Consider the following 21,054-nt stretch of genomic DNA (forward strand, 5'->3'; position numbering starts at 1 on the left):
CGCGGAGGAAGCACGCCGGGCACGCTTCGGGCCGCCTGGTGGAACCTGCCTCCCCACGCCGATCGCCGGCCCGCCGCCCCGCGACGCGTCGCGGCCACATCTCATCCGCCCCCGCCGTTAGCAAGCCATTTACATCCCGAGCCGATACTGAGCTCCGCCACGACACGCCGTGGCGAGCCGGAGCGCAAGCGATGACCAGGGTTCCCCTGCAGGACGCATCGATCGAGCTGGATGGCCCGGCCGAACGCGGCGAGCGACTTTCGCCGCCTGCAGCCGTCGCCACCATCGCCGCGCTGTCCGTCCTCTCCTGGGTCGCCGTCATCGCCCTGATCCGGATGCTGGTGGGCTGAAGCGCCGGCGCAGCCCGCCGGCCATCTGGCGCAGGATCGCCGCCAGCCCCGCCGGGTGCAGCGGGTCGGCCAGCACCACCCCGATCCGCTGCCGCCGCTCGGCAACCCAGAGCCGCTTGTAGTCGTCGTCGCCGCGGCCGAAATCCAGTTCCTCCACCCGGTCCGCCTCCAGCAGGTGACGTATCGCCAGCGCGGTGAGCACCGTCCCCGGGGAAGCGGCGCGCTCCCCCTCGACATGGGAGAGCTTGAGCACCGTGGCGCGGCGGCCGCCGCGGTCCAGGATCCAGTACTGGGCCGCAAGCGGCACCCCATCGCCCGCGCGGCGCAGCACGCCGAGACGCAGCAGCCCTTGCGCCGCCGTCGCGCGCATCAGCGCCGCGTCGAAATCGGGAAAGGGCTCGTCGGGCTTCCAGCTTCGCGCCCGCACCGCTTCATAGGCGGCGATGCCCGCCTCCAGCCCCGCGCCGGGCGCGGCCAGGATCTCGAACGCCGCCTCCCGCTTCGCACGGGCCAGCTTCCGCTGGATGGTGGAGCGAAGCGCGGAGGGCCTTGCCGCGAGATAGTCCTGCCAGCCGGTGCCCGCCGGCAGCGCCTCATGCCAGTTGCCGGTATGGGCGTAGCGCAGCGGACGCAGCCGCGCCGCCTGCATGCCCGCCAGCACCGCGGCCAGGCCCGGCGCCGCGGGGTCCAGCAGGTCCAGCCTCACCGGCGGCGCGAAGCGCAGGAGGCGGCCGAACGCCCGCCCGGCCGCGCGCAGCGCGGCCTCCCCCGCGCCGGGCGCGACCAGGGGGCGCCAATCCAGCGCATAGGGCGATGTCAGCGCGGACAGGCCGCCGGGACCGCGCAGCAGGGGCAGCAGCACCGGCCCCGCCTCGGCCAGCAGCGGCGTCTCATCGGCGGGCAGGGCGTGTGCCAGCAGCGTGTCGTACCACAGGCGGGAGGCGAAGAACTCGCCGGCGGCGGGATCCTGCAGCACGCCATCGCAGGCGGCCGGCAGGCCGGTGCGCGCGACCGGCAGCAGGCGGGCTTCGGCTTCGCGGCTCATCGCCCGCCTGCTTCGCATCGTGGCGCGCCGCGCGAAAGCCTTGTGCCGAGGAACAGCAGCAGTGCCGCGCCGAGGGCGAGCGCGACATCGGTGCTGTCGGCGGAGCGGCCGGGCAACCAGGCCCGCGCCAGGCTGATCGCCAGCGCGAGCGCCACCACCGCCGGCACCACCAACCACCCGCGCAGCCCGACCCGCAGGCCGAGCCAGAGCAGCCCGCCATAGAGACAGGTCTTCAGCAGCATCGCCTGCAGCCCGCTGCCCCAATGGCCCCGCATCACCGACCGGAACGGCACCCAGCCGAAGGACCGCGGCTCCGACAGGAAGCGATAGGGCGCCAGTCCCTCGGCCAAGGTCGCGCCGAGCAGGCACAGCAGCAAAAGCAGGTCCGCCTTGCGCAGCCGCCACAGCAGCGGCCAGGCGGCCAGCGCGATGCCGGCCGCCAGCACCTCCTCCCGCGTCAGCCGCCGGTCCACGATCGGCACGGCGGCGGCCAGCACGCAGGCCAGCAGCGCGGCGAAGGGCAGCGTGCCGCCGAGCCGCGGCCAGGCCGCGCCGAGCAGCCGCGCCGCCACCAGCCACAGCGCGGCAAGGCGCAGCACCCGCCAGGGGTCGAGCGGCACGGGGCGCAGCAGCGGCGCCAGGCTGGCGCGCCATTCCCCGTAGTCCAGCGCGGGGATATAGGGATAGAGCCGGTAGGCCAGCCAGCAGCCCAGCAGGAACAGCGCGAAGGCATCGGCCGGCACCAGGCGGTTGGCCGGCAGCCCCTCCAGCCCGCGCGGCCGGATCCATCCTGCCGCCAGGGCGCCGGCCGCGCCGCCCACCCCATTCAGCAGCAGGTCGAGGCCGGAGGAGGAACGCCGGGGGAGGTGCAACTGCGCGACTTCCATCGTCGCGGAGAGCAGCAGACAGGCCAGGGCCGCCAGACCCATCGCGGCTCCCGGCCGGAGGCGTGCCTGCAGGGCGAGCGCCAGCGCGAAGCCCAACGGCGCATACAGCACCAGGTTCGCCAGGATGTCGCCGCGCCCGCCGGGATGGCGCAGCAGCGCGGCAAGGATCGCCGGGCCGAGCGCCCTGCCCTCGGGCAGCGGCGCGAAGCGGAACGGATAGAGCGAGCCATAGACGATGAAGCCCGCCACCAGGACGCCGAGCAGGAGGGCCGCCAGGCCGACACCCCTCCCCGGCCGCTGTTCCGTCACCTGCCGGGCATCCCCCTCGTCGCGGCGGCAGGATAGGCCAGGTCGGCGCCGGGCGGGATCGCCCGGCGCGGGATTTCAGCTCCAGATGAAGTCCTTGGCGCCGAAGCCCGCCAGGCTGCCGCCCGTCAGGTCCACGGCGATCTCCGCGCTGCCGTTGCCGTCGGCATCGACCAGCAGCAGCGTGGTGCCGGCGGCCATCCGCGCCTCGGAATTGCCGCTTCCGTCGAAAGCCGCGCTGCCCAGCCAGGCGAAGCTGCCCTGCAGCAGCTTGGTGAAGACCAGGTCGTCCGTGCCGGCCTGGAAATCGGTGATGCGGTCCGGCGCACCGACCGCGCTGTCGCCCGCCCGGAACACGAACTTGTCCGCGCCCCCGCCGCCGGTCATCGCGTCGCGCCCGGTGCCGCCGGTCAGCCGATCCGCCCCGCCGTTCCCCACCAGCGTGTCGTTGCCGGCGCCGCCATCCAGCGTCGCCGCACCCGCGGTGGAAAGCGCGATGCGGTCGGCAAGGGTGCCGCCGGTGGCGACTTCCACATTCGCCAGCGTGACGCTGTTGGCGCCGAGCGAGGAGAGCTTGACGCTGTCGCGCCCCGCGCCGAGGTCGATCACGCCGTCCGTCACGGCGGCGGCGAAGGTGACGGCATCCGCGGCCGACCCGCCGCGGATCGTCTCGACGCCGAGGACCTTGATGGCGTTGCTGCCGGCGGAGGACAGCACCAGCGTATCCACGCCGCCGCCGAGATCGGCGATGGCGCTCTTCGCCGCGGTGGTCCAGGTGACGGTGTCGGCGCCCGAGCCGCCATAGACGCGCTCGACATTCGCGACCGCGACCGCGTTGGTCCCGTTGGCAAGGTCCAGCCGGTCCGACCCGGCGCCGAGATCGACCGTCGCGCCGGTGACCGCCGCGGCGAGCGTCAGCAGGTCGTTCCCGGCGGTGCCGGTGTAGCTGCCCCCCGTTCCGCCACCCGTGCCGCCCCCCGTGCCGCCACCCGTGCCGCCGCCGGTGCCGCCGCCGGTGCCGCCATCGCCCGTCCAGGGCGAGGAGGTGTCGAGCGCCGGCGCGCTGGTCAGGAAGGTCGTGCCGGTCACCGTCGCCGTGCCCGCACCGGCCATCTGGTTCGCGGTCAGGCCGAACACGTCGGTGCCCGTGATGGTCGCGCCGTAGCCGCTCTGGTTCAGGAGCAGGCGGGTGCTGGGCGAGGAGAGGCTGTTGATGACGATGTTGTCCGTCATCGTCAGGGTCGAGCCGGCATGCGGCGTGCCCTCGCCGCCGAAATGCACGATGGCCGGATTCTGCGAAGCCGAACCCTGCTGGATCACGTTGTTCTCCAGCACGGCACGGCCGCCATTCGGCAGGTCGATGCTGTAGCTGGAACTGCCGCCCTCGTCCTGGATGCGGCTGTCGCGGATCACGGTCTCCAGCGCGCGGCTCTTGATCTCGTGGCCGACCTTGGTGCCGTGGAAGTAGCTGTCCTCGACCAGCAGGCTCTTGATCTTGCCGACATAGATGCCGTGGGTCTTGCCGTCGCCGGCGCCGTTGTCGGCGAATTCGGAGCGGCGGATGGTGATGGTGCCGTCCAGATAGGTGCCGCCGAGCAGGCCGTTCTGGTTCTTGTGGAAATAGCTGTCGAGGATGGTGAGGTTGCCGCCCTCGAAGCGGATGCCGGCGCCGTTGCCGTCCGGCACCTTCGTGCCGGTGAACTCCAGCCCCTGGATCGTGACGTCGCTGCGCGTGATCAGGATGGCCTTGCCGTTCGGCGGGGCGGTGGTGGCGACAAGCTTCGCGATGCCGCCGACGGACTTGATGGTGATGTCCGTGGTGATCGTGGCGAAGTCGTTGGTGTAGGTGCCGGCCTGCACGGCGATGACGTCGCCGTCCTTCGAGGCTGCGACGGCGGCGGCGATGGTGGCGTATTGCTGCCCGGTTCCGACGGTAAGGGTGGCCAAGACTGATCCTCCGGCTGTGCCCGGGTCTCGCCCCGGACAGGCTTCGGCTGCCAACGAGCCCCGGCGCCCCGCCATTCCGGCAAGGGTTCCGGTGCTCACGGCATAGTGATCAGCAGATTGTCTACGTCAACCTTTGCGGGCACCCGTTCCGCGTGGCTCAACCATCGCGGAGTCGATACACAATCATCCCCGCCCATTCGCGCAAGGCGTACCAGCTCTGGGCCAGATGGTCCGGCCGGGGGATCCAGTCCGTCGCGATCCCCTCCGGCATGCGCCGGCGATGCACCGGCGCGCCCGTGACCGGGAAGCCGAGCCGCGCGAAGGCGGCCTCGGCGCGCGCGAGGTGCCAGCCATGGCTGACCAGCAGCGCCGCCTCCACCCCATCCGCGCGCAGCTTCGCAACCGACAGTGCGGCATTGTCGCGCGTGTCGCGCGCCACCGCCTCCACCCAGCGGACGGGGACGCGGAAATCCTCCTTGAGGCTTTTCGCCATCAGTTCCGCCAGCGGCGGCGCGCCGCGCGAGACCGGCCCGGCGGTGACCAGCAGCGGCAGCCCGGTGCTGCGATGCAAGGCGGCCGCGGCGCGCAGCCGTTCCAGCGTCAGCGGTCCGATCTCCGGCACGACCGAGCCCGAGGCCATCTCGCCCCCCAGCACGATGATCGCGCCCGGCGGCGGGGCGCCGGGCGGCGCCTCGAAGCGTGCCTCGCGCTCCAGCGCATAGGTCAGGGCGCCGGCGGCGAAGGGCGTGGCGAGCAGCAGCAGCAGGATCGCGGCGAGCGCCGCGACAGCGCCGGCCAGGCGCCGCCCGCGCCAGGCGAGCAGCCCCGCGACCAGCACCAGCAGCACCAGCGCCAGGGGCGGCAAGAACAGGCTGGTCAGCGTCCCCTGGATCGGCATCGCGCCCGCCTAGACTTCCGGGCGGCTTTCGTCCATCGCTGCCGCGTGATGACCGAGGCCGCATCGCCGCACACCGCCGAACTCGACCGCTGGCTGCGCGAGGCCGGCGAGCTTCTCGCCGCCACCCGCGCCGCCGGGCTCGATGCCGCGATGGACCGCGCGGTGGCGCTCACCGCGGATGCGCTCGGCGCCGGACGACCGCTGCTGGTCTGCGGCAATGGCGGCTCGGCGGCGGATGCGCAGCACATCGTCGGCGAGCTCGTCGCGCGCTTTCTGAAGGAACGCCGCGCGCTGAAGGCGATCTGCCTGGCCTCCAACCCGGCGGTGCTGACGGCGTGGAGCAACGACTACGCCTACGACACGGTCTTCGCCCGCCAGGTGGAAGCCTATGCCGAGCCGGGCGGCGTGCTGATGGGCCTCTCCACCTCCGGCAATTCGCGCAACGTCGTGCTGGCTATGGAGGCCGCGCGGGAGCGGGGCATGGCCACCATCGGCCTGACCGGCGAGGGCGGCGGCCGGATGGCGGCGCTCTGCGACGTGCTGCTCGCGGTGCCGTCGCGCTTCACGCCGGCGATCCAGCAGGTGCATCTGGTGCTGTACCACTGCTTCTGCGCGGCGGTGGAGGAGCGGCTGGCGGCGTAGTCCTAGCGCCGGGCGCGTCGCCGGGTCGGGCGCTTGGCCCGCACTGCCTTGGGCCGCACTGCCTTGGGCCGCACTGCCTTGGGCCGCTTTTTTCCTGCCGGCGGGGCGATGACGACAGGTTCGGCGGCCGGGATGCCATCCGTCCCGACATAGCGCTGCAGCGTGGCGCCGGCGGCGACATGCGGATAGGCCGCGGCACCCTTGGGCCATGTCCGCGCGAAGGCGGCCACTTCGGCGTGGTCCTGCCTGCGGATGGTCTGCACGAGGAAGGACGCCGCATGGGCCGGCCGCAGCCGATCCTGGCGCAGCAGCCGGAGATGCCATTCGCGCGCGCGGAGCGGACACCAGTCCACCAGGGCTTCCTGCAGCGCCTGGCGCACCTCGACCGGCAGTGCCTCATAGGCCTGGTAGGGGTCGCCCTTGAGCTTGCTGTAGGGCTTGGCGGCCATGCTGTTGTCCATGCCGCCTTCTACCGACACGGCGGGTTTGGGAATACCGCAGCGGGCCGGGCGGCATGGCGGGGCAGGCCCACGCCGCCGGCATGGCGCGGCACCGGGCGCGCCACCAGGCCGATCACCGCGTTCCGGCAGCGGCGGCCCACGGGATCAGACCGCGGCGAGGCGTTCCAGGACGCAGAACTTCCCCGCCGCGGGATGCGGCATCAGCAGGCGCCAGCGGCTCGGATGCGCGGCGACGAAGGCATCGACCGCAAGCTGCGCGCCTTCGGAGAAGAAGCCGTAATCGTCCACGACCGCGTAACCGCCGGGCTGCATGCTGCGGTCGAGGAAGTCCAGGGCCAGGCGGATCGGATCGTGGAAGTCGAGGTCGACATAGGCGAAGGCGACCTGCCGCGGCACCTCCGGCCGCGCCAGGGTCTGCTCGATCCAGCCCTTCACGACCCGCGTGCGTTCCGGCGGGAAAGGCACCAGGGCGAGCTTGTCCCGCACCTGCTCCTCGGTCGCGCGCATGTCGCCCTGGTAGCGGGCGATGTCGCCGAGATGGGCGATGTCGTCGATCAGCCGGTCCTTCTCGCCCGGCGCGGGCAGCCCCTCGAAGCTGTCGAACAGCCAGAGGCGGCGCTCCGCATGGGGCAGGATCTCATTCGCCAGCAGGCGCGATGTGGCGCCCTCGTTGCAGCCGAACTCGCAGACATCGCCGGGCTGGCGCAGCGCGCGATGCAGGTAGTGGACGATATGCACGCCCTCCCCCACCGTCGTGCCTTCCAGGTTGTGCAGGATATCCACGCGCTGCGGATCGCGCGGCAGGTCGGGGAAGACGAAGCTGCGGTAGAGCTCCTCGATCTCGATGACGTCGCGGCGATGGATGGCGCGGACCGTCCGATGGTTGCGCAGCTCCCGCCACTGGGATGCGGGGATGGCGACGAGGCCCGCGGCTTCGAGCGCGCGCCGGACCATCGTACGCAAGGGACGCAACATCGAAGCCGCCATGTCCCTCTGGTCGCATGGGCGCGGTCGTTGCGCAACTGGTCGCAATGTTCGCGTCCAGGTTACATGCGGCCGGTGAGGCGACCGCATTGCGCGGCCGCCGCCGGTCTGGAAGAAACCCAGCCGTATCGCCGCGGAGCGCAGCCAGGGTGAGGATCGCGATCGTCGGCCCCTTCTTCTTCCCCCAGCTCGATGGGGTGGAGAAGGTGATGCTGAACCATGCCCGCCATCTGGCCGGCAGGGGGCATGAGGTGCATGTCGTCACCTCCTCCCTCCGCTACCCGACCGGCCGCTTCGAGGGGCTGCCCGCCCTTGAGGAGGTGGAAGGCTTCACCGTGCACCGGCTGCGCGTGCGCCTGGCCAAGCCGAACTGGCGCTGGACCTATCTCAACAATGGCGGGCTGCTGATCGAGGGGCTCGGCGCGACGCTGCGGCGGATCGCGCCGGAGGTGCTGCACGCCCATCAGATCGCCGCCCCCGCCTGGGCCTTCGGCGCCGCCTGGCACGCCTGGACGCGGCGCCGGAAATTCTTCTACTCGCCGCACTACCATCCGGACATGCAGCCCGGCCAGGAGCGGCAGTACCGCCTGCTGCACGGGCTGAACGCGCTGCCGATGCGCTGCGCGCGCCGCGTCTTCCACCTGACGCGGCTGGACTACGAACCCTTCCTGGCGGAGTACCCGAAGGTGCCGCGCGAGCGCCTGGCGGTGCTGCCGAACGGCGTCGATCCCGCGCGCGCGCTGACGCGGTCGGAGCGCGCACCGAACGAGGCGGTGTTCCTGTTCGTCGGGCGGGTGGACGAGCACCGCAAGGGCTTCGACCTGCTCCGCGCCGCCTTCGCGCGCCTGCGTCGGCCGGGCTGGCGCCTGGATGTGGTGGGTCGCGTCTCGGACGCCACGAAGGCGTCGCTGGAGGAAGAGTTCGGCGATGCCATCCGCGTGCTGGGCCTGGTGGATGAGGCGACGCTGGAGGCTGCCTATGCGGGCTCGGATGTCTTCGTCATGCCCTCCCGCTACGAAGGCTTCGGCATGCCCTTCGTCGAGGCGATGCGCTACGGCGTGCCGGTGATCGGCACCGCGATCGGCGGCGTGCCGGAGGTGGTGCCGGACGACACGGGCATCCTCATCCCGCTCGAGGATGTGGACGCGCTCGTCGCGGCGATGGAGCGGCTCGGCGCGGACCCGGCCGCGCGTGCCCGGATGGGCGAGGCCGGCCGGCGCTGGGCGCAAGGCTTCCTGTGGGAGGCGATCACCGACCGGCTGGAACAGGAATACCGCACGGCATGATCCGCCTCAGCGGACCGCGCTGACCACCGCGCGCAGCAGGTGCCGCGGGCTGGCCGCCAGCGCGCCCTGCCCGCTCGCCGCCGCCAGCCGCGCCGCCTGCCACCAGGCGCCAGGCCCGGCGCGGGATGCGTGATACAGGTAGCCGCCGAGCGCGCGCGGCAGCACCTCCCGCACCGCCGCCTGCTGCGTGGGGGTCAGCGCCGAGCCGTCACGCGCCAGCCGTGCCACGGCCTCCGCGCTGCCCTTGCAGAATCGAAGGGTGTTGCGCGCGTGGGACAGGTTCGTCTCGTGCACCCGCTTGTCCGTCACCAGCGCGCGCGTGAAGACGAAGCGGCCGCGCAGCGCGAGGCGGATGAAGAAATCCTGGTCCTCGCTGTACATCATCGTCTCGTCGAACAGGCCGGTCGCCAGCGCGGCGTCGCGGCGGAACAGGCAGGCCGAGGTGCCGAAGGGCGTGGTGCGCAGCAGTTCCGCGAACATGCGATCGCCAAGCGTGAACAGGCCGGGCGCCAGCTCCTCCGCCGGCAGGGCGGCGATGCCGCTTTCGGCCAGCATGCTCGGCAGGATGGTCTGCTCGCCGCGGAACAGCGTGTTGTCGCCGAAGGCGAGCACCGCATCGGGAGCCGCCTGCAGCGCGCCGAGCAGCATCGCGTGATGGTTCGGGCGGAACAGGTCGTCGGAATCGAGCAGCGCGATCAGCTCGGCCTCGCTCGCGCGGATTGCGGTGTTGCGCCCCGCCGAGGGTCCCTGCGGGCCGGCATTGGGCAGCACGCGGATCGCGATCCGGTCGCGCAGCGCCTCGGCCGCCGCGCGGGCGACCTCCGCCGTGCCGTCCGTGCTGCGGTCGTCCACCACCGTCACGCGGTCTGGCAGCACCGTCTGCGCGGCGATGCTCTCCAGCGTCGCGCGCAGGAAGGGCGCGGCGTTGTAGGCGGGGATGACGACCTCGATCGAGGGGCGGGTCATGGCGGCTGCACTACCGCGCTCCGTGCGCCCGCGCCATGCCCGGGCCGGCAGAGCGCCAGGAACTGCGCGGTGCGGGCCGCCCAGCCTGCCGCCCGCGCCGCGGCCAACCCGCCCGCCGACAGGCGCGCGGCGAGCGCGGGATCGTCCAGCAGGCGCAGCGCCGCGGCGGCGATGGCGGCGGGATCCGCACCCTCCACCAGCAGGCCGTTGACGCCATCGGTCACCGCCTCCGCGGTGCCGCCGGCGCGCCCGCCGATCACCGGGCGGCCGCAGGCATTCGCCTCCAGGAAGACCAGGGGCGTGCCGTCGCTCTCGCCGGGCTCGGCGCGGTTGGGCAGCGCGACGAAGTCCGCCAGCGCATAGAGCGCGGGCATGTCCTCGGCCGGGACGGCACCGACGAAGCGCACGCTTTCCGCGCCGCCGGCCGCCTGTGCGAGCGCTTCAAGCTGCGCGCGCTGCGGCCCCTCCCCGGCCACGAGCAGCAGCGCCTGCGGATGGCGGGCGCGGATCGCGGGCATGGCGGCGATCAGCCGGTCCACGCCCTTGCGCGGCACCAGGCGTGTCGGCGCCAGGATGACGCGGCGCCCTTCGAGGCCCAGCGCTGCGCGACGCGCGGGATCGGGCGGCAGCGGGCGGAAGCGGTCGAGGTCCACGCCGTTCGGGATCACGGCGATGCGCTCGGCCGACACGCCATAGGCACCCGTCAGTCGCGCGGCGGGGAAGCTGCCGGCGGCGACGATGCAATCGGCCTCGCCGAACCAGCGGCGCCGCGCACGCCGTGCGGCTTCGTCGGTCTGCACGAGGTCGTCGCCATGGCAGTAGATCAGCGCGCGACGCCGCAGCACGCGGCGCACGAAGGGCACCAGCCAGCCCACCGTCTCGTCGTCGCAGATGCAGACGGCGTCGGCGCGGTGCCGCCCCGCTTCCTGTGCCACCGTGCAGGCGAGGCGCAGCGCCGAGAACCCCCAGGCAAGTTGCCGCAGCACCCGGTTGCGCGGCGCGGCCGCGGCGAGCGGCGGGCGCACCAGCGCCAGGCGGCGGATCGGGTAGCCCGCGGCGGCATCATGGTCGCGCCAGCCCGGCCATTCCCGACCCGTCGCTGCGTCGCACGACGAGGTCAGCACCGCGATCGCACCCTGCGCATGCCGCGCAAGCGCCGCATAGACACCGGCCGAGCCGCCGATGAGCGGCGGAAAGGTGTGGCAGACCATCAGGCAGCGGGGCGTGGTCATCCCGCCCCCGCACGCCGCACATCGCAACCGATACAGTGACAAAGACCGACATTGGCGGAAGTTGTCAGACGGATATCGAAACGACTTGTTCGCGCCGCGGCGCCGCGGCACATCGGCTGGCGCGCGCACGGGATGCGCGCAAGCTGCCGAGGCCGCCCATGCCGATCCGTCTCCGCCATGTCTGCGCAGCGCTGCTGCTGTTCGCCGGAGCGGCCGAGGCCGGGCCGCGCTTCGTCGCCACCGGCAACGCCGACCTGGCCTATGAGAGCATCACGCTGCCGCGCTACGGCATCGACTATCCCACCGCCACCAGCGAGGTGTTCGTGGCGCAGGCGCGCATCGGCAACCGCGCGACCAATGGCGACTACGAGATCGGCCTGCATGTGCGCCAGCCCAACCCGTCCGTGTTTCCGACCAACACGCCACCCGTCGGCGATGCCACGGAGCGTCAGTTCGCCTGGGGCAACGGCACGGCCTACGCCTTCAGCCTGTCGCGCAGCGGCGACACCATCGCCTTCGCGCTGGGCAATTATAGCGAGAGCTGGACGAACGACGCGGTGTCCGAGGTGAACGCCATCAGCTTCCGCGCGCGCGGCAGTTCGACGCATGTCACGACGCTGACCGACCTGACCTATGCTGGCGGCGGCCCCGCCCAGGCGCTGCGCAGCTTCACCTCCACCGGCAGCACCGGGCCGGACCTCGCGCTGTTCGGCGCGCTCGCCGGCGACTTCACGCTGACAGGGACGCTGACCTTCACCTGGACGGGAACGCCCAACGGATCGAGCCTGGCGATGCAGCTCAAGGGGCTGGAAGGCTTCACCGTGCCCGAACCGACGGCGGCGGCGCTGTTGCTGGCCGGGCTCGGCTGCCTGCTGGCCACCCGACGGGCGCGGCGGGGCTGAGCGCACGGTCTCAGCCCGCCCGCTCCAGCAGCGGATCGAGCGCGCGCAGCGTCGCGCTCCAGTCATGCCCGGCGGCGACGGCGGCACGGCCGGCGGCGCCGAGGCCGGGATGGCGGCCTTCCAGCACCTCCCGCACGCGCGCGGCGGTCTCCGTCGCGCCGTCGGCCACCAGCAGGTCGCGGCCCGGCACGGCGCGCACGCCTTCGAAGGCCTGCGGGCTGGCGACCACCGGCTTCGCCATCGCCATCGCCTCGAGCACCTTGTTCTGGATTCCGCGCGCGATGCGCAGCGGCGCGACCGACACCGCGGCATGCGCGATGTAGGGGCGCACATCCGGGACGGGTCCGGTCACATGAACGCCGTCGAGCTGGGCGAGCGCCAGCACGGCGGGGGCGGGGCTCGCGCCGACGATGTGGAACTCCGGCGGCCTGCCGCCGGCCGGCGGATCGGCGCGCAGCAGCGGCAGCACGTTCTCGGCAAACCAGGACACCGCCTCGACATTCGGGCGGTAGTTCATCGTGCCGGTGAAGACCAGCGCCGGCCCGGCATCCGGCGCGAAGGGCGAGGGATATTCCCGCGCGGGATCGAAGCGCGCGAGTTCCACCCCGTTGTCGACATGGCCGAGGCGCTCCGCGGTTTCCGGCGCCAGTTCCGCGAAGTGCCGAGCCTCCTCGGCCGAGACGAAGATGGAGCGGTCGAACTCCATCACGGCGCGGCGTTCGAACGCCAGCAGCGTGCGCGCCTCGCGCGACCAGACCTGGCGCATCGGCGGCTTCGCATCCGCGGCGTAGGCGCGCCATTTCTCGGAATCTACGTCCACCAGGTCCAGCACGCGCGCCACGCCCTGCGCAGCGCTTCCCATCGCGTAGGGCGCCATGGCGGAGGAATAGACCAGCGCCGCGTCGTAGCGGCCTGCGGCAAGCCCCTGCTGCGCCCAGCGGAACAGGCCGGGCTCGTGGAACCAGCCGAGGCTCAGCGGCAGGCCGGGCCGCAGCCGCAGCAGCGCGCGCGCAGCCGATTGCCAGCGGCCGAGCGCGGGGCGCCATTCCACATGCTTCGCCACCTTCGCCATCGCCGGCAGATGCGCGATGTCCGCGCGATCATCCACGAGGAAGCCGCACTCGATCTCCCAGCGCGGTGCCAGGTGTTCCAGCATGTGCCAGGCGCGGATCTTTTCGCCCTTCTCGGGCGGATAGGGGATGCGGTGGCTCAGGAAGAGAAGACGCTTCGGCATCAGCCGAGGCCACGCACCAGCGGCGGGCCGAGCACATTGGCCACCGGCACCGGCAGCTTCTTCCACATGGCGATGAACAGCTTGTATTTCGGGTTGTTCGGATTGTTCTCGGGGATCGCGGCACCCTCCGCCAGGCGGTAGCAGTAGTGCAACTGCTGCGGCACAAAACCCCAGTTCTTCTTGTAGGCGAAGGCGCCGGTCTCGATCTTGCTGCGCCCGAAATCGAAGCTGGTCGCCCCGCGCTCGCGATGCGCGCGGCGCATCACCTCCCAGTACATCACCTCGTTCGCGGCGTTGCCGCGCGCCGCGCGCGTGCCGCCGCCGTAATAGGGCAGCACCTCGTCCCGGAAATGGAAGTTCAGCACGGAGGAAACGGGCGTGTCGCCCTGCCACACCGTGGTGACGTCGTGCTCGTCCGGGAACAGCTCCGCCAGCGCGCGGAAATAGCGCTTCGGGAACACCGGCGAGCCCAGGTTGCGCACGCTCTCGGCGTAGATCGCGTGCAGCACGTCGATGTCGCTGTCGGAGGTCGAGCGCAGGCCGAACTTCGTCAGCCCCTTCCGCACCTCCGCCCGCTGCTTGCGCGGGATGTTCTTCTCCATTCCCTTCGTGTCGTCGCCGAAGGCGACGATCGGCTTGCGGAAGGTGAAGTAGAGCGGGGCGCGCTCGGTCCAGCCCGGATCGGCCTCCGCCTCTCGCCGGAATTCCAGCGCGGGAGAGCCCAGCTTCGCGCGCAGCGCCATCGCATGCGCCTCCAGCGCCACCGCGGCCTCGGGCGTGACGGCGACGCTGCCGCCATAGACGCAGAAGGGCGTGGAGGCGAGCAGGTCACCGAACAGCAGCGTCTTCATCCGCGCCAGCGGCAGCACGCCGACGATGGCGCCGTCCTGCTCGGCGAAGACGTAGTGCGTGGGATGGCCGAAGCTGCGCCGGATCACCTCGGCCCAGGGCGCCAGATGGAAGAAGGTCGCCGCCGGTGTCTCCCGGACGAAGCGATCCCATGCGGCGGCAGAGCCGGCGTTCAGCTCGCGAATAGCAACGGCCATGGCGAGGGCTTCAGGCGGCCTGGCGTTGCGGCACCGAAGCCGCCACGGCACCGCCGCCGATGGCGTCGGCGAAGACCACGTCCATGCGGTCCCAACGGAAGTCGCGCAGCAGCTTCTCCAGCCGCGTCACCATGCTCTCCAGCCCGACGCGGTGGCGGAATCGCGCGCCGCGGCTGGCCTGCGGCACATGCGGCTGGCCCGGATCCACTTCCCAGGGGTGGAAATAGAAGATGCCCGCCCGCCGCTCCACGCCGTTCACGCGGCGCAGGCCCGTGCGGAAGACGGGGTACGGCACGAGGCGGAACCAGCCGCCGCCCGAGCAGGGCAGGTTGCGCCCGAGCGCGCGCACGGTGGTCATCGGCAGTTCCGGCACGCCCATCACCGAGGGCAGCCAGGGATCGCGCGGCGCCTCGGCATCGCCGTAGAGGTCGTGGCGGATCGGGAAGAGCGACGAGGAATAGGCGTAGCCCTCCTCCGCCAGCACGTCATGCGCCCAGGGCGTCAGCTTCGGCCCGATGGAGAAGGTCGGCGCGCGATAGCCACGCACCGCGACGCCGCCGATATCCTCCAGCACGCGCCTGGCGTGGCGGATGTCGGCGCGGAAGCGGTCGCGCCCGATCTGGTGTACCAGCTCATGCCCATGGCCGTGGCTGGCCAGCTCATGCCCGGCGGCGACGATGCGGCGGATCAGCGCGGGATGCCGCTCCGCCACCCAGCCAAGGGTGAAGAACGTCGCCTTCACGCCCGCCTGCGCGAACAGGCCCAGCACGCGTTCGGTATTGGCTTCCACGCGCCGGTCGAGACCCTCCCAGCGGTCGCGGCTGATCGCGCCGGCATAGGCCTGGACCTGGAACCAGTCCTCCACGTCCACGCTCATCGCGTTGCACGGCGCAGGCGCGCTCATCGGCGCGGACCGGTCAGCTCGGCCAGGAAATCCATCAGCCGGGTGAAGGCGCGCTCGCGCCGCGCCATGGAGCGTTCCAGCTCGTCGATGCGCTTCTCCAGCGCCTCGATCTGCGATTCCGTCTCCGCCGTCAGGCGGCTGCCGCCGGCCGATCCGTAGCCGCCCACCATGCCGGCGCCGAGGTCGTCCTCCAGCTCGATCGCCGTTGCCTCGATCAGGTCGGCGGTGAGATGCGGCGCCTTCTCCAGCGCCCCGGCCAGCAGCACGCGCGAGCAGAGCCGGTTGATCCGGCGCGGGATGCCGTTGGTGTAGCGATGCACGATGTCGAAGGCGTGGTCATCCCAGGAAGGATTGCCGGTCCAGCCCACCGCGCGCAGCCGGTGCTCGATGTAGGACCGCGTCTCCTCCCGCGAGAGGCCGCCGAGATGGAAGGAGGCGAGGATGCGCTGGCGAAGCTGATCCAGGTCGGGGCTGGCGATCAGGCGGCGAAGCTGCGGCTGGCCCAGCAGGATGGTCTGCAGCAGCGCGCGCCCGCCATCGGTGATGTTGGACAGCATGCGCAGTTCCTCGAGCCCCGCGGGGGTGAGGGCCTGCGCCTCGTCCACGATCAGCACATGGCGCCGGTCCGCGCTGCGCAGCGCGGTCATGATGCCGCGCAGCACCGCCGCCTTGTCTCCCTCGCACGGCACGTGGAAGGCGTCGGCCACCAGCCGCAGCAGGTCGTCGCCGGCGACCTGCGTGGTCATGATGCGCGCGACGACATAGGAAGCGGGGTCGAGGTCGCTGCAGAAACGCTCCACCAGCGTGGTCTTGCCCGCGCCGACCTCGCCGGTGACGACGACGAAGCCTTCGCCCTGCGCGAGGCCATACATCAGATGCGCATGCGCGCGGCTGTGCACGGTGGAGGGAAAGAACAGCCGCGCATCCGGCGTCATCAGGAAGGGATGCTCGCGGAAGCCGTAGATATCGATATGCATCCGCGGGTTTCCTCAGAAGGCCTGGCGCAGCGACAGCGTGATCACGTTGCGGTCCGTGCGCCCGGCGAACTGGTTGGTTTCACGATTGGAGTATTCGTAGCGCAGCGAGGCGAAGAGGCGGGGCGAGAGCGTGCGCGTCAGCGCCGCGGTGAAGCCGTAGTTCGTCGCCGTCCCGTTGATGTTCTGCGATTCGCTGGTGCCGAAGCGCCCGGCCGCGCTGAGCGACATCGCCGGCTGCAGCGCCCGCGTCCAGCCCAGCGTCACGCCGCGCGAGGTCTGGCTGAAGGGCTGCGTTCCGGCCGCGATCGCCACCGGATCGCTCTCCTGCCAGGACAGCGCGAGCGAGACGGTGTCGCGCGGCAGCACGTGGCTGATCGCCAGGGCGCCGCGCTTCTGCAGGAAGATGCCGCTCTGGACATTCTGCAGCGGGCTGCTGAAGGCGATGGCCGCCGGCGCGCCGGTGCCGCTGTCCACGAGGTTGCCGAGCGCATCCACGCGCAGGCTGTTCAGCGAATTGCCGGTCATCAGCGCCGAGTTGGAGAGCGATTCGCTGTAGTTCACGAAGAGCCGCGTGCGCACGCCGAGATCGATGCCGCCATTCGCGAACCAGGAGGTCTGGCCGTCGTACTGGCCGTAGCGCACCGTCAGGAAGCTGGTCGCATCCGGCTGGTACCGCACGCCGACCGACCAGACCGGGTCGTTCACCGTGTAGGGCGTCGTGCCGTTGTAGAACAGGTCCTGCCAGCCGAGATCGACGAGGCCCGCGATCTGGTTGGTGATCGCGTAGCGCATCTGCGCGCCATAGACGCGGTTGTACGCGCCGTCATAGACGTTGTCGCCGTCGAAGTCGGTGCTGCTCGCGGCCAGCGTCCACCCGAAGCGGCCGAAATCGGGGCCCGAATTCAGGAAGCCGTAGAACTGGTTCGAGATGTAGCCGCTCGAGATGAAGAAGGGCGTGGTCTGCCCCTGCTCGAAGGCGTCGTTGCCGTCCTGCACCACCTGGCGGAAGGCGTAGCCCACGCGCGCCGTGGCGAAGTTGCCGAAGCGGTGCACGACATAGGGCGACACGCGGTAGGATGCGGTCTGCACGTCGTTGTTGGTGTTGTCGACCGGCACGCCCTCGCCGACGAAGTTGCCGAAGACGGACTGCACGTCGCCCGAGGCGCTGAACTCCACGAAGACCTGGTCGCTCACGACGGTCGCCGTGCCCTGCGCGCCGAAGACCTGGTCGAAGTTGTTCTGGCTCGGGTTGTTCACGTAGTAGCGCAGCCGCGGCGAATAGGTGGCCGCGCCGACCACGCGCGCCGTATCGGCCGCTGCCGTCACGCGCGGCACGAGCGTGAAGTAGACATCGCCTTCCGTGTTGGTGGGCGTGCTCTGCACATTGTCGGTATAGGAGATGGAGCCGAGCACGCTGCCACCGATCGACCAGGGCGGCGGCTGGCCACCCGCCGCCACCTGGCCGGGGCCGCCGAGATCCGGCAGCATGTTCGGCTGCCAGAAGGTCGGGCCCGCGCTGCGGCCCGGCTCCAGCGGCGTCATGAAGGGGCTCAGCGGGCGGCCGAGGCCGCCGGTCGCGCCCGTCGGGCCGGCCATGTCCCCGAGGCCGAGCAGCGACTGCGCGCCAGCCGGCATGGCAAGGCCGGCGAGCAGGGCGCCGCCGGCCAGGCTTGCGGGGAGTCGCCGCGGGCGACGCGGGCGGCGCGCCGCGGCGCGGTCAGCCACTGTAGTAGCCGTAGTAGTCGTAGGCGCCGAAGGTGTTGCTCGGCACCATCCGCGTGCGGTTGAGCAGGAGCTGCAGGTTGGGGCAGCTCTCCACCATGTCGAGCGCGCCTTCCACCTCGTCGCGCTGCGTGGATTCGGCACGCACCACCAGCACCACCTGTCCGGCGACCGACGCCAGCGCGGCCGGTTCGCTGGTGTAGAGGCAGGGCGGCGCGTCCAGCACGATGAGGCGGTTCGGCAGCGCCGCGGCCAGCCGCCCGATGGCGTTGGCCAGCATCGCGCCGGACGGCAGGCCGGACTGGCCCGGCGCGGCGGGTCCGTAGGAGACGAAGCTCATCCGCTCGATCGCGGTCGGCTGCAGCAGGTGCTCCGGCCGCTGCATCGGGTCCTGCGCCAGGGCACGCAGGCCGGGAACCTTGTCGCGCTCCAGCAGGTGCGTGATCGAATGCTGCTGCTTGCTGTCGCCATCCACCAGGATGACCTGCTCGGCCGAGCCGATCGCCAGCCGCGCCGCGATGTTCAGCGAGCAGAAGGTCTTGCCCTCGCCCGGGCGCGCGCTGGTGACCAGCACCAGGCGCTGCAGCCGCCCCTCCGCCGGTTCGGTCGCCTGCACCATGCGCCGGATCTGGTGCTGGACGATGTTCAGCTCCTCCGTCACGCGGGAGCGTGCGGCGGCACCACCGGGCACCACGAAGCCGGCCTTCTGCAGGTCCTCCGAGGTGATCGGTTCATGCCTGGGCGGCGCCGGGCGCGGCGGGGCGGCGGTCTCGTTGCCCAGCGGCGGCGGCGCGGGGCGCTCGACCGTGGCGGTCGCGGTCGCCCCGGCCTCCGCCATGGCGGGTTCGGGCCGCGCGACGCTGGCGGGCGGGCGCGGATCGGTGGCGGCGGAGCCCTGCAGGGCCTCCATCGCGCGTTCGACCAGATGACGGCCGGAGGAAGGCGTGGTCACGCGATGAACCTCGCAACCAGGTTGGGGATGCGGGCGATCAGCGCCGGTCCGCCGGCCGTGATCGCGCCATAGGCAAAGAGCAGCAGGCCGAAGCCGCAGGCGAAGGCCACCACGGCGAAGCCCTGCCTGCGCGGCGGTTCCGTCGAGGAGATGCTGCCGATCACCGGCAGGCCCAGCTTGCGCAGGTCCAGCACCGTGTAGAAGCTGCGGTCGAGCAGCACGAAGAGCAGCGCGAGCGCGATGCCGGCGCCCACGCCCGCCGCCAGCACGCCGGTGGCGAAGAGGAAGCGGTTCGGCCCGACCGGCGTCAGCGGCACCGTCGGCGGATCCACCACCTCGAGCCGCACGCGATCGGCTTCCGATCGCGCGGCGCCGGCGATCTGCACCGACTCGCGCCGCTCCAGCAGTTCCTCATAGGAGCGGCGCAGGACCGTGTAGTCGCGGTCGAGGTTCGCGAACTGCGCCTGGAGCTGCGGCACGGTGCGCGCCAGCGCCTCGAGCCGCTCCACATTCGCCGTCTCCTGCCGCACCTGCCGCTGCAAGGAGTTGACCTGGCCTTCGGCGTCGAGCAGCCGCGTGCGCATCGGTTCGTAGAGCGGGTTCGGCACGGTCGCACCGCCGCCACCGCCGCCGCCCCCACCGCCGGTCGCGCGCAACTCGGCAAGGCGGTTCCGTGCGGCGGCAACGCCCGGATGCTGGTCGGTGTATTGCAGCCGCAACTCGCGCAGCGTGCGCTCCGCTTCGGCGATCGCGGGGTTCACGCCGGGCGCGCCGGTCTCGCCCGCGCGCAGCGTCGGCGGGATCGCTTCCAGCTCCTGCTTCAGCCGGTCGCGCCGCGCCTCGGCATCCTGCAGGTTGCCCTGCATCGTGCGAAGGCGGCTGCGGGCGTTGTCGAGGCCCGTCGCCCCGCCCCCGGTCTCGGAGGGCAGCAGGTCCGCGTAGCGCGTGCGGAACTCGGCGCGCCGCTGCTCGGCCTCGCGCAGCTGCGCCTCATAGGCCTGGATCTGCTGGTTCACGAAAGTGCGGGCGTTCTCCATCTGCTGCCGGTCATTGGCGGTCGCCCGCTCCATGAACAGCGTCAGCAGCGCCTGCACCACGTCGCGCGACATGCGCGCATCGGTGTCGGTATAGGTGATGGTGAACAGGTTGCGCGTCTGCAGCCCGAGCCGGAGGTTGGCTTCCAGCCGCTTCAGCAGCGCCTCGCGCGAGGCGGCGCTGTCGGCCCGCAGGTCGAGGCCGGTGCGGGCCGCCACGCGCTCGAGGTTGGGGCGGCTGAACAGCGTGCGCTGCAGCACCTCCACCTGGCTCGACGGGCGGCTGTCCACCGCGATGCCGCTCAGCACCTGGCCGAGGATCGCATCCGCATCGGCATGGATGCGCGCGCTGCTGCGATACTGATTCGGCAGCGTGTAGACATAGGCCCAGCCGCCGAGGCAGACGAGCCACGCCAGCAGCAGCGCCTTCCACTTGTGACGCCACCCGGCGATGGCGTAGCGGCGCGCGAGGGTGAGAAGTTCGGTCACGTCAGAACCAGCCCTGCGGGATCACCAACGTGTCGCCCGGACGCAGCGCGACGTCCTGGTTCATGTCGCCGCTGCGCAGCAGGTCGTCCAGCCGCAGCTGGATGGTCTGCGAGGCGTCTCCCTCGCGCCGGATCAGGCGCGCGCTGTTGCCCGCGGCGTAGCGGGTGAGGCCGCCCGCCTGGATCAGCGCGTCGAGCACGGTCATGCCTTCGCGGAAGGGGATCGCGCGCGGCTGCGCGGCCTCGCCCACGATGCGGATCTGCCGGCTGGCAGGACCGACGAAGGAGCGGACGATGACCGTGACGCTCGGCTCGCGCACATAGGTCTTCAGTCGCTCCTCGATCTGGCGGCTGAGCTGGACCGGGGTGCGGCCGGCCGCGTCGATGTCCTCGACGAGGGGAAGCGAGATGCGGCCATCCGGGCGCACGGGCACTTCCATGCTCAGCTCCGGGGACCGGAACACGAATACCGAGAGCGCGTCGCCCGGGCCGATCACATAATCCGGAGCAACATCGGTTGCGCTGCTGCTGGAAGGTATCGCAGGCGGCGGCGCGGTCTGGCAGGCCGCTGTGACGAGCGGCAGCAGCAGGGCCCCGGCCCGCAGAACCTGGAACGGGAGTGACGCCATGCCCGGACTCCTGTGAAACAATGGCACAATCTGCGCCCTTGGCGGGCACGCCCAACGGTTGTCCACCGCAGAACCCTTAGCTCATTTTTCGCCCTAATGGTAGTTGGACGAAATGCTTTGTGCGCAGCGCGACAGTCCTGCCCCAGCCCGCTGAGATCGGCG

Annotated in this window: 20 protein-coding genes; 4 read left to right on the forward strand and 16 right to left on the reverse strand. The window is 71.8% G+C overall.

Annotation, left to right across the window (positions count from 1 at the left end; genetic code table 11):
• Nucleotides 1-191 precede the first annotated feature (191 nt).
• A complete protein-coding gene (locus tag E4T13_RS29990; protein ID WP_170985122.1) occupies nucleotides 192-350 on the forward strand; it encodes a hypothetical protein in 159 nt (52 codons plus the stop codon).
• Here the strand turns inward: E4T13_RS29990 and E4T13_RS20995 are convergent.
• From E4T13_RS20995 to E4T13_RS21020, 4 genes are all read right to left on the reverse strand, one after another.
• Nucleotides 319-1,395, reverse strand: a complete 1,077-nt coding sequence (locus E4T13_RS20995; RefSeq protein WP_137180302.1) for a GNAT family N-acetyltransferase — start codon at nucleotides 1,393-1,395, stop codon at nucleotides 319-321. The two genes, E4T13_RS29990 and E4T13_RS20995, sit on opposite strands and share 32 nt — an antisense overlap.
• Nucleotides 1,392-2,591, reverse strand: a complete 1,200-nt coding sequence (locus E4T13_RS21000) for a VanZ family protein (protein ID WP_137180303.1) — start codon at nucleotides 2,589-2,591, stop codon at nucleotides 1,392-1,394. The genes E4T13_RS20995 and E4T13_RS21000 overlap by 4 nt, the downstream gene beginning before the upstream one ends.
• Before the next feature lie 75 nt (nucleotides 2,592-2,666).
• Nucleotides 2,667-4,535, reverse strand: a complete 1,869-nt coding sequence (locus E4T13_RS30915) for a M10 family metallopeptidase C-terminal domain-containing protein (protein ID WP_206030263.1) — start codon at nucleotides 4,533-4,535, stop codon at nucleotides 2,667-2,669.
• A gap of 157 nt (nucleotides 4,536-4,692) precedes the next feature.
• Nucleotides 4,693-5,433, reverse strand: coding sequence for a YdcF family protein (locus E4T13_RS21020; RefSeq protein WP_137180304.1), 741 nt, complete (start codon nucleotides 5,431-5,433; stop codon nucleotides 4,693-4,695).
• Nucleotides 5,434-5,481: 48 nt separating this feature from the next.
• On the opposite strand from E4T13_RS21020, the gene E4T13_RS21025 reads away from it, so the two are divergent.
• Nucleotides 5,482-6,075: an SIS domain-containing protein gene (locus tag E4T13_RS21025; RefSeq protein ID WP_137180305.1), complete on the forward strand. Its 594-nt coding sequence runs from the start codon at nucleotides 5,482-5,484 to the stop codon at nucleotides 6,073-6,075.
• A gap of 2 nt (nucleotides 6,076-6,077) precedes the next feature.
• Here the strand turns inward: E4T13_RS21025 and E4T13_RS21030 are convergent, their stop codons facing one another.
• Together E4T13_RS21030 and E4T13_RS21035 are read right to left on the reverse strand one after the other, a co-directional pair.
• Nucleotides 6,078-6,536, reverse strand: coding sequence for a DUF6525 family protein (locus E4T13_RS21030; RefSeq protein ID WP_137180306.1), 459 nt, complete (start codon nucleotides 6,534-6,536; stop codon nucleotides 6,078-6,080).
• A gap of 144 nt (nucleotides 6,537-6,680) precedes the next feature.
• On the reverse strand, nucleotides 6,681-7,490 hold the full coding sequence (locus E4T13_RS21035) for a TylF/MycF/NovP-related O-methyltransferase (protein ID WP_240791269.1): 810 nt from the start codon (nucleotides 7,488-7,490) through the stop codon (nucleotides 6,681-6,683).
• Nucleotides 7,491-7,669: 179 nt separating this feature from the next.
• Between E4T13_RS21035 and E4T13_RS21040 the strand changes: the two genes are divergently transcribed.
• Nucleotides 7,670-8,806: a glycosyltransferase family 4 protein gene (locus tag E4T13_RS21040; protein ID WP_170985124.1), complete on the forward strand. Its 1,137-nt coding sequence runs from the start codon at nucleotides 7,670-7,672 to the stop codon at nucleotides 8,804-8,806.
• A gap of 6 nt (nucleotides 8,807-8,812) precedes the next feature.
• Here the strand turns inward: E4T13_RS21040 and E4T13_RS21045 are convergent, their stop codons facing one another.
• Together E4T13_RS21045 and E4T13_RS21050 are read right to left on the reverse strand one after the other, a co-directional pair.
• Complete coding sequence (locus tag E4T13_RS21045) at nucleotides 8,813-9,772, reverse strand: glycosyltransferase family A protein (protein ID WP_137180309.1); 960 nt, start codon at nucleotides 9,770-9,772, stop codon at nucleotides 8,813-8,815.
• Nucleotides 9,769-11,004, reverse strand: coding sequence for a glycosyltransferase family 4 protein (locus E4T13_RS21050; RefSeq protein ID WP_137180310.1), 1,236 nt, complete (start codon nucleotides 11,002-11,004; stop codon nucleotides 9,769-9,771). Before E4T13_RS21050 ends, E4T13_RS21045 begins: the two co-directional genes overlap by 4 nt.
• A 158-nt stretch (nucleotides 11,005-11,162) precedes the next feature.
• On the opposite strand from E4T13_RS21050, the gene E4T13_RS21055 reads away from it, so the two are divergent.
• Nucleotides 11,163-11,906 (forward strand): choice-of-anchor W domain-containing protein, encoded by a 744-nt coding sequence (locus E4T13_RS21055; RefSeq protein ID WP_137180311.1) that lies wholly within the window; start codon nucleotides 11,163-11,165, stop codon nucleotides 11,904-11,906.
• Between the two features lie 10 nt (nucleotides 11,907-11,916).
• On the opposite strand, the gene E4T13_RS21060 is transcribed toward E4T13_RS21055, so the two are convergent.
• The 8 genes from E4T13_RS21060 to E4T13_RS21095 are packed head-to-tail and all read right to left on the reverse strand — an operon-like array spanning nucleotide 11,917 to nucleotide 20,892.
• Nucleotides 11,917-13,140, reverse strand: a complete 1,224-nt coding sequence (locus tag E4T13_RS21060) for a TIGR03087 family PEP-CTERM/XrtA system glycosyltransferase (protein ID WP_137180312.1) — start codon at nucleotides 13,138-13,140, stop codon at nucleotides 11,917-11,919.
• Nucleotides 13,140-14,186, reverse strand: coding sequence for a FemAB family XrtA/PEP-CTERM system-associated protein (locus tag E4T13_RS21065; protein ID WP_137180313.1), 1,047 nt, complete (start codon nucleotides 14,184-14,186; stop codon nucleotides 13,140-13,142). The genes E4T13_RS21060 and E4T13_RS21065 overlap by 1 nt, the downstream gene beginning before the upstream one ends.
• Nucleotides 14,187-14,196: 10 nt before the next feature.
• A complete protein-coding gene (locus tag E4T13_RS21070) occupies nucleotides 14,197-15,090 on the reverse strand; it encodes an XrtA system polysaccharide deacetylase (protein ID WP_137180314.1) in 894 nt (297 codons plus the stop codon).
• Nucleotides 15,087-16,067: an AAA family ATPase gene (locus E4T13_RS21075; protein WP_137180315.1), complete on the reverse strand. Its 981-nt coding sequence runs from the start codon at nucleotides 16,065-16,067 to the stop codon at nucleotides 15,087-15,089. Before E4T13_RS21075 ends, E4T13_RS21070 begins: the two co-directional genes overlap by 4 nt.
• A 12-nt stretch (nucleotides 16,068-16,079) precedes the next feature.
• Nucleotides 16,080-17,792 (reverse strand): TIGR03016 family PEP-CTERM system-associated outer membrane protein, encoded by a 1,713-nt coding sequence (locus tag E4T13_RS21080; protein ID WP_137180316.1) that lies wholly within the window; start codon nucleotides 17,790-17,792, stop codon nucleotides 16,080-16,082.
• Complete coding sequence (locus E4T13_RS21085; RefSeq protein WP_137180317.1) at nucleotides 17,785-18,741, reverse strand: hypothetical protein; 957 nt, start codon at nucleotides 18,739-18,741, stop codon at nucleotides 17,785-17,787. The genes E4T13_RS21080 and E4T13_RS21085 overlap by 8 nt, the downstream gene beginning before the upstream one ends.
• Entirely contained in the window at nucleotides 18,738-20,264 is a 1,527-nt protein-coding gene (locus E4T13_RS21090) for an XrtA system polysaccharide chain length determinant (RefSeq protein ID WP_137180318.1), read from the reverse strand. The genes E4T13_RS21085 and E4T13_RS21090 overlap by 4 nt, the downstream gene beginning before the upstream one ends.
• A gap of 1 nt (nucleotide 20,265) precedes the next feature.
• Nucleotides 20,266-20,892, reverse strand: a complete 627-nt coding sequence (locus tag E4T13_RS21095; protein ID WP_137180319.1) for an XrtA/PEP-CTERM system exopolysaccharide export protein — start codon at nucleotides 20,890-20,892, stop codon at nucleotides 20,266-20,268.
• Nucleotides 20,893-21,054: the final 162 nt, after the last annotated feature.

This window comes from Roseomonas sp. AR75, assembly GCF_005222815.1.
Taxonomy (GTDB): Bacteria; Pseudomonadota; Alphaproteobacteria; order Acetobacterales; family Acetobacteraceae; genus Falsiroseomonas.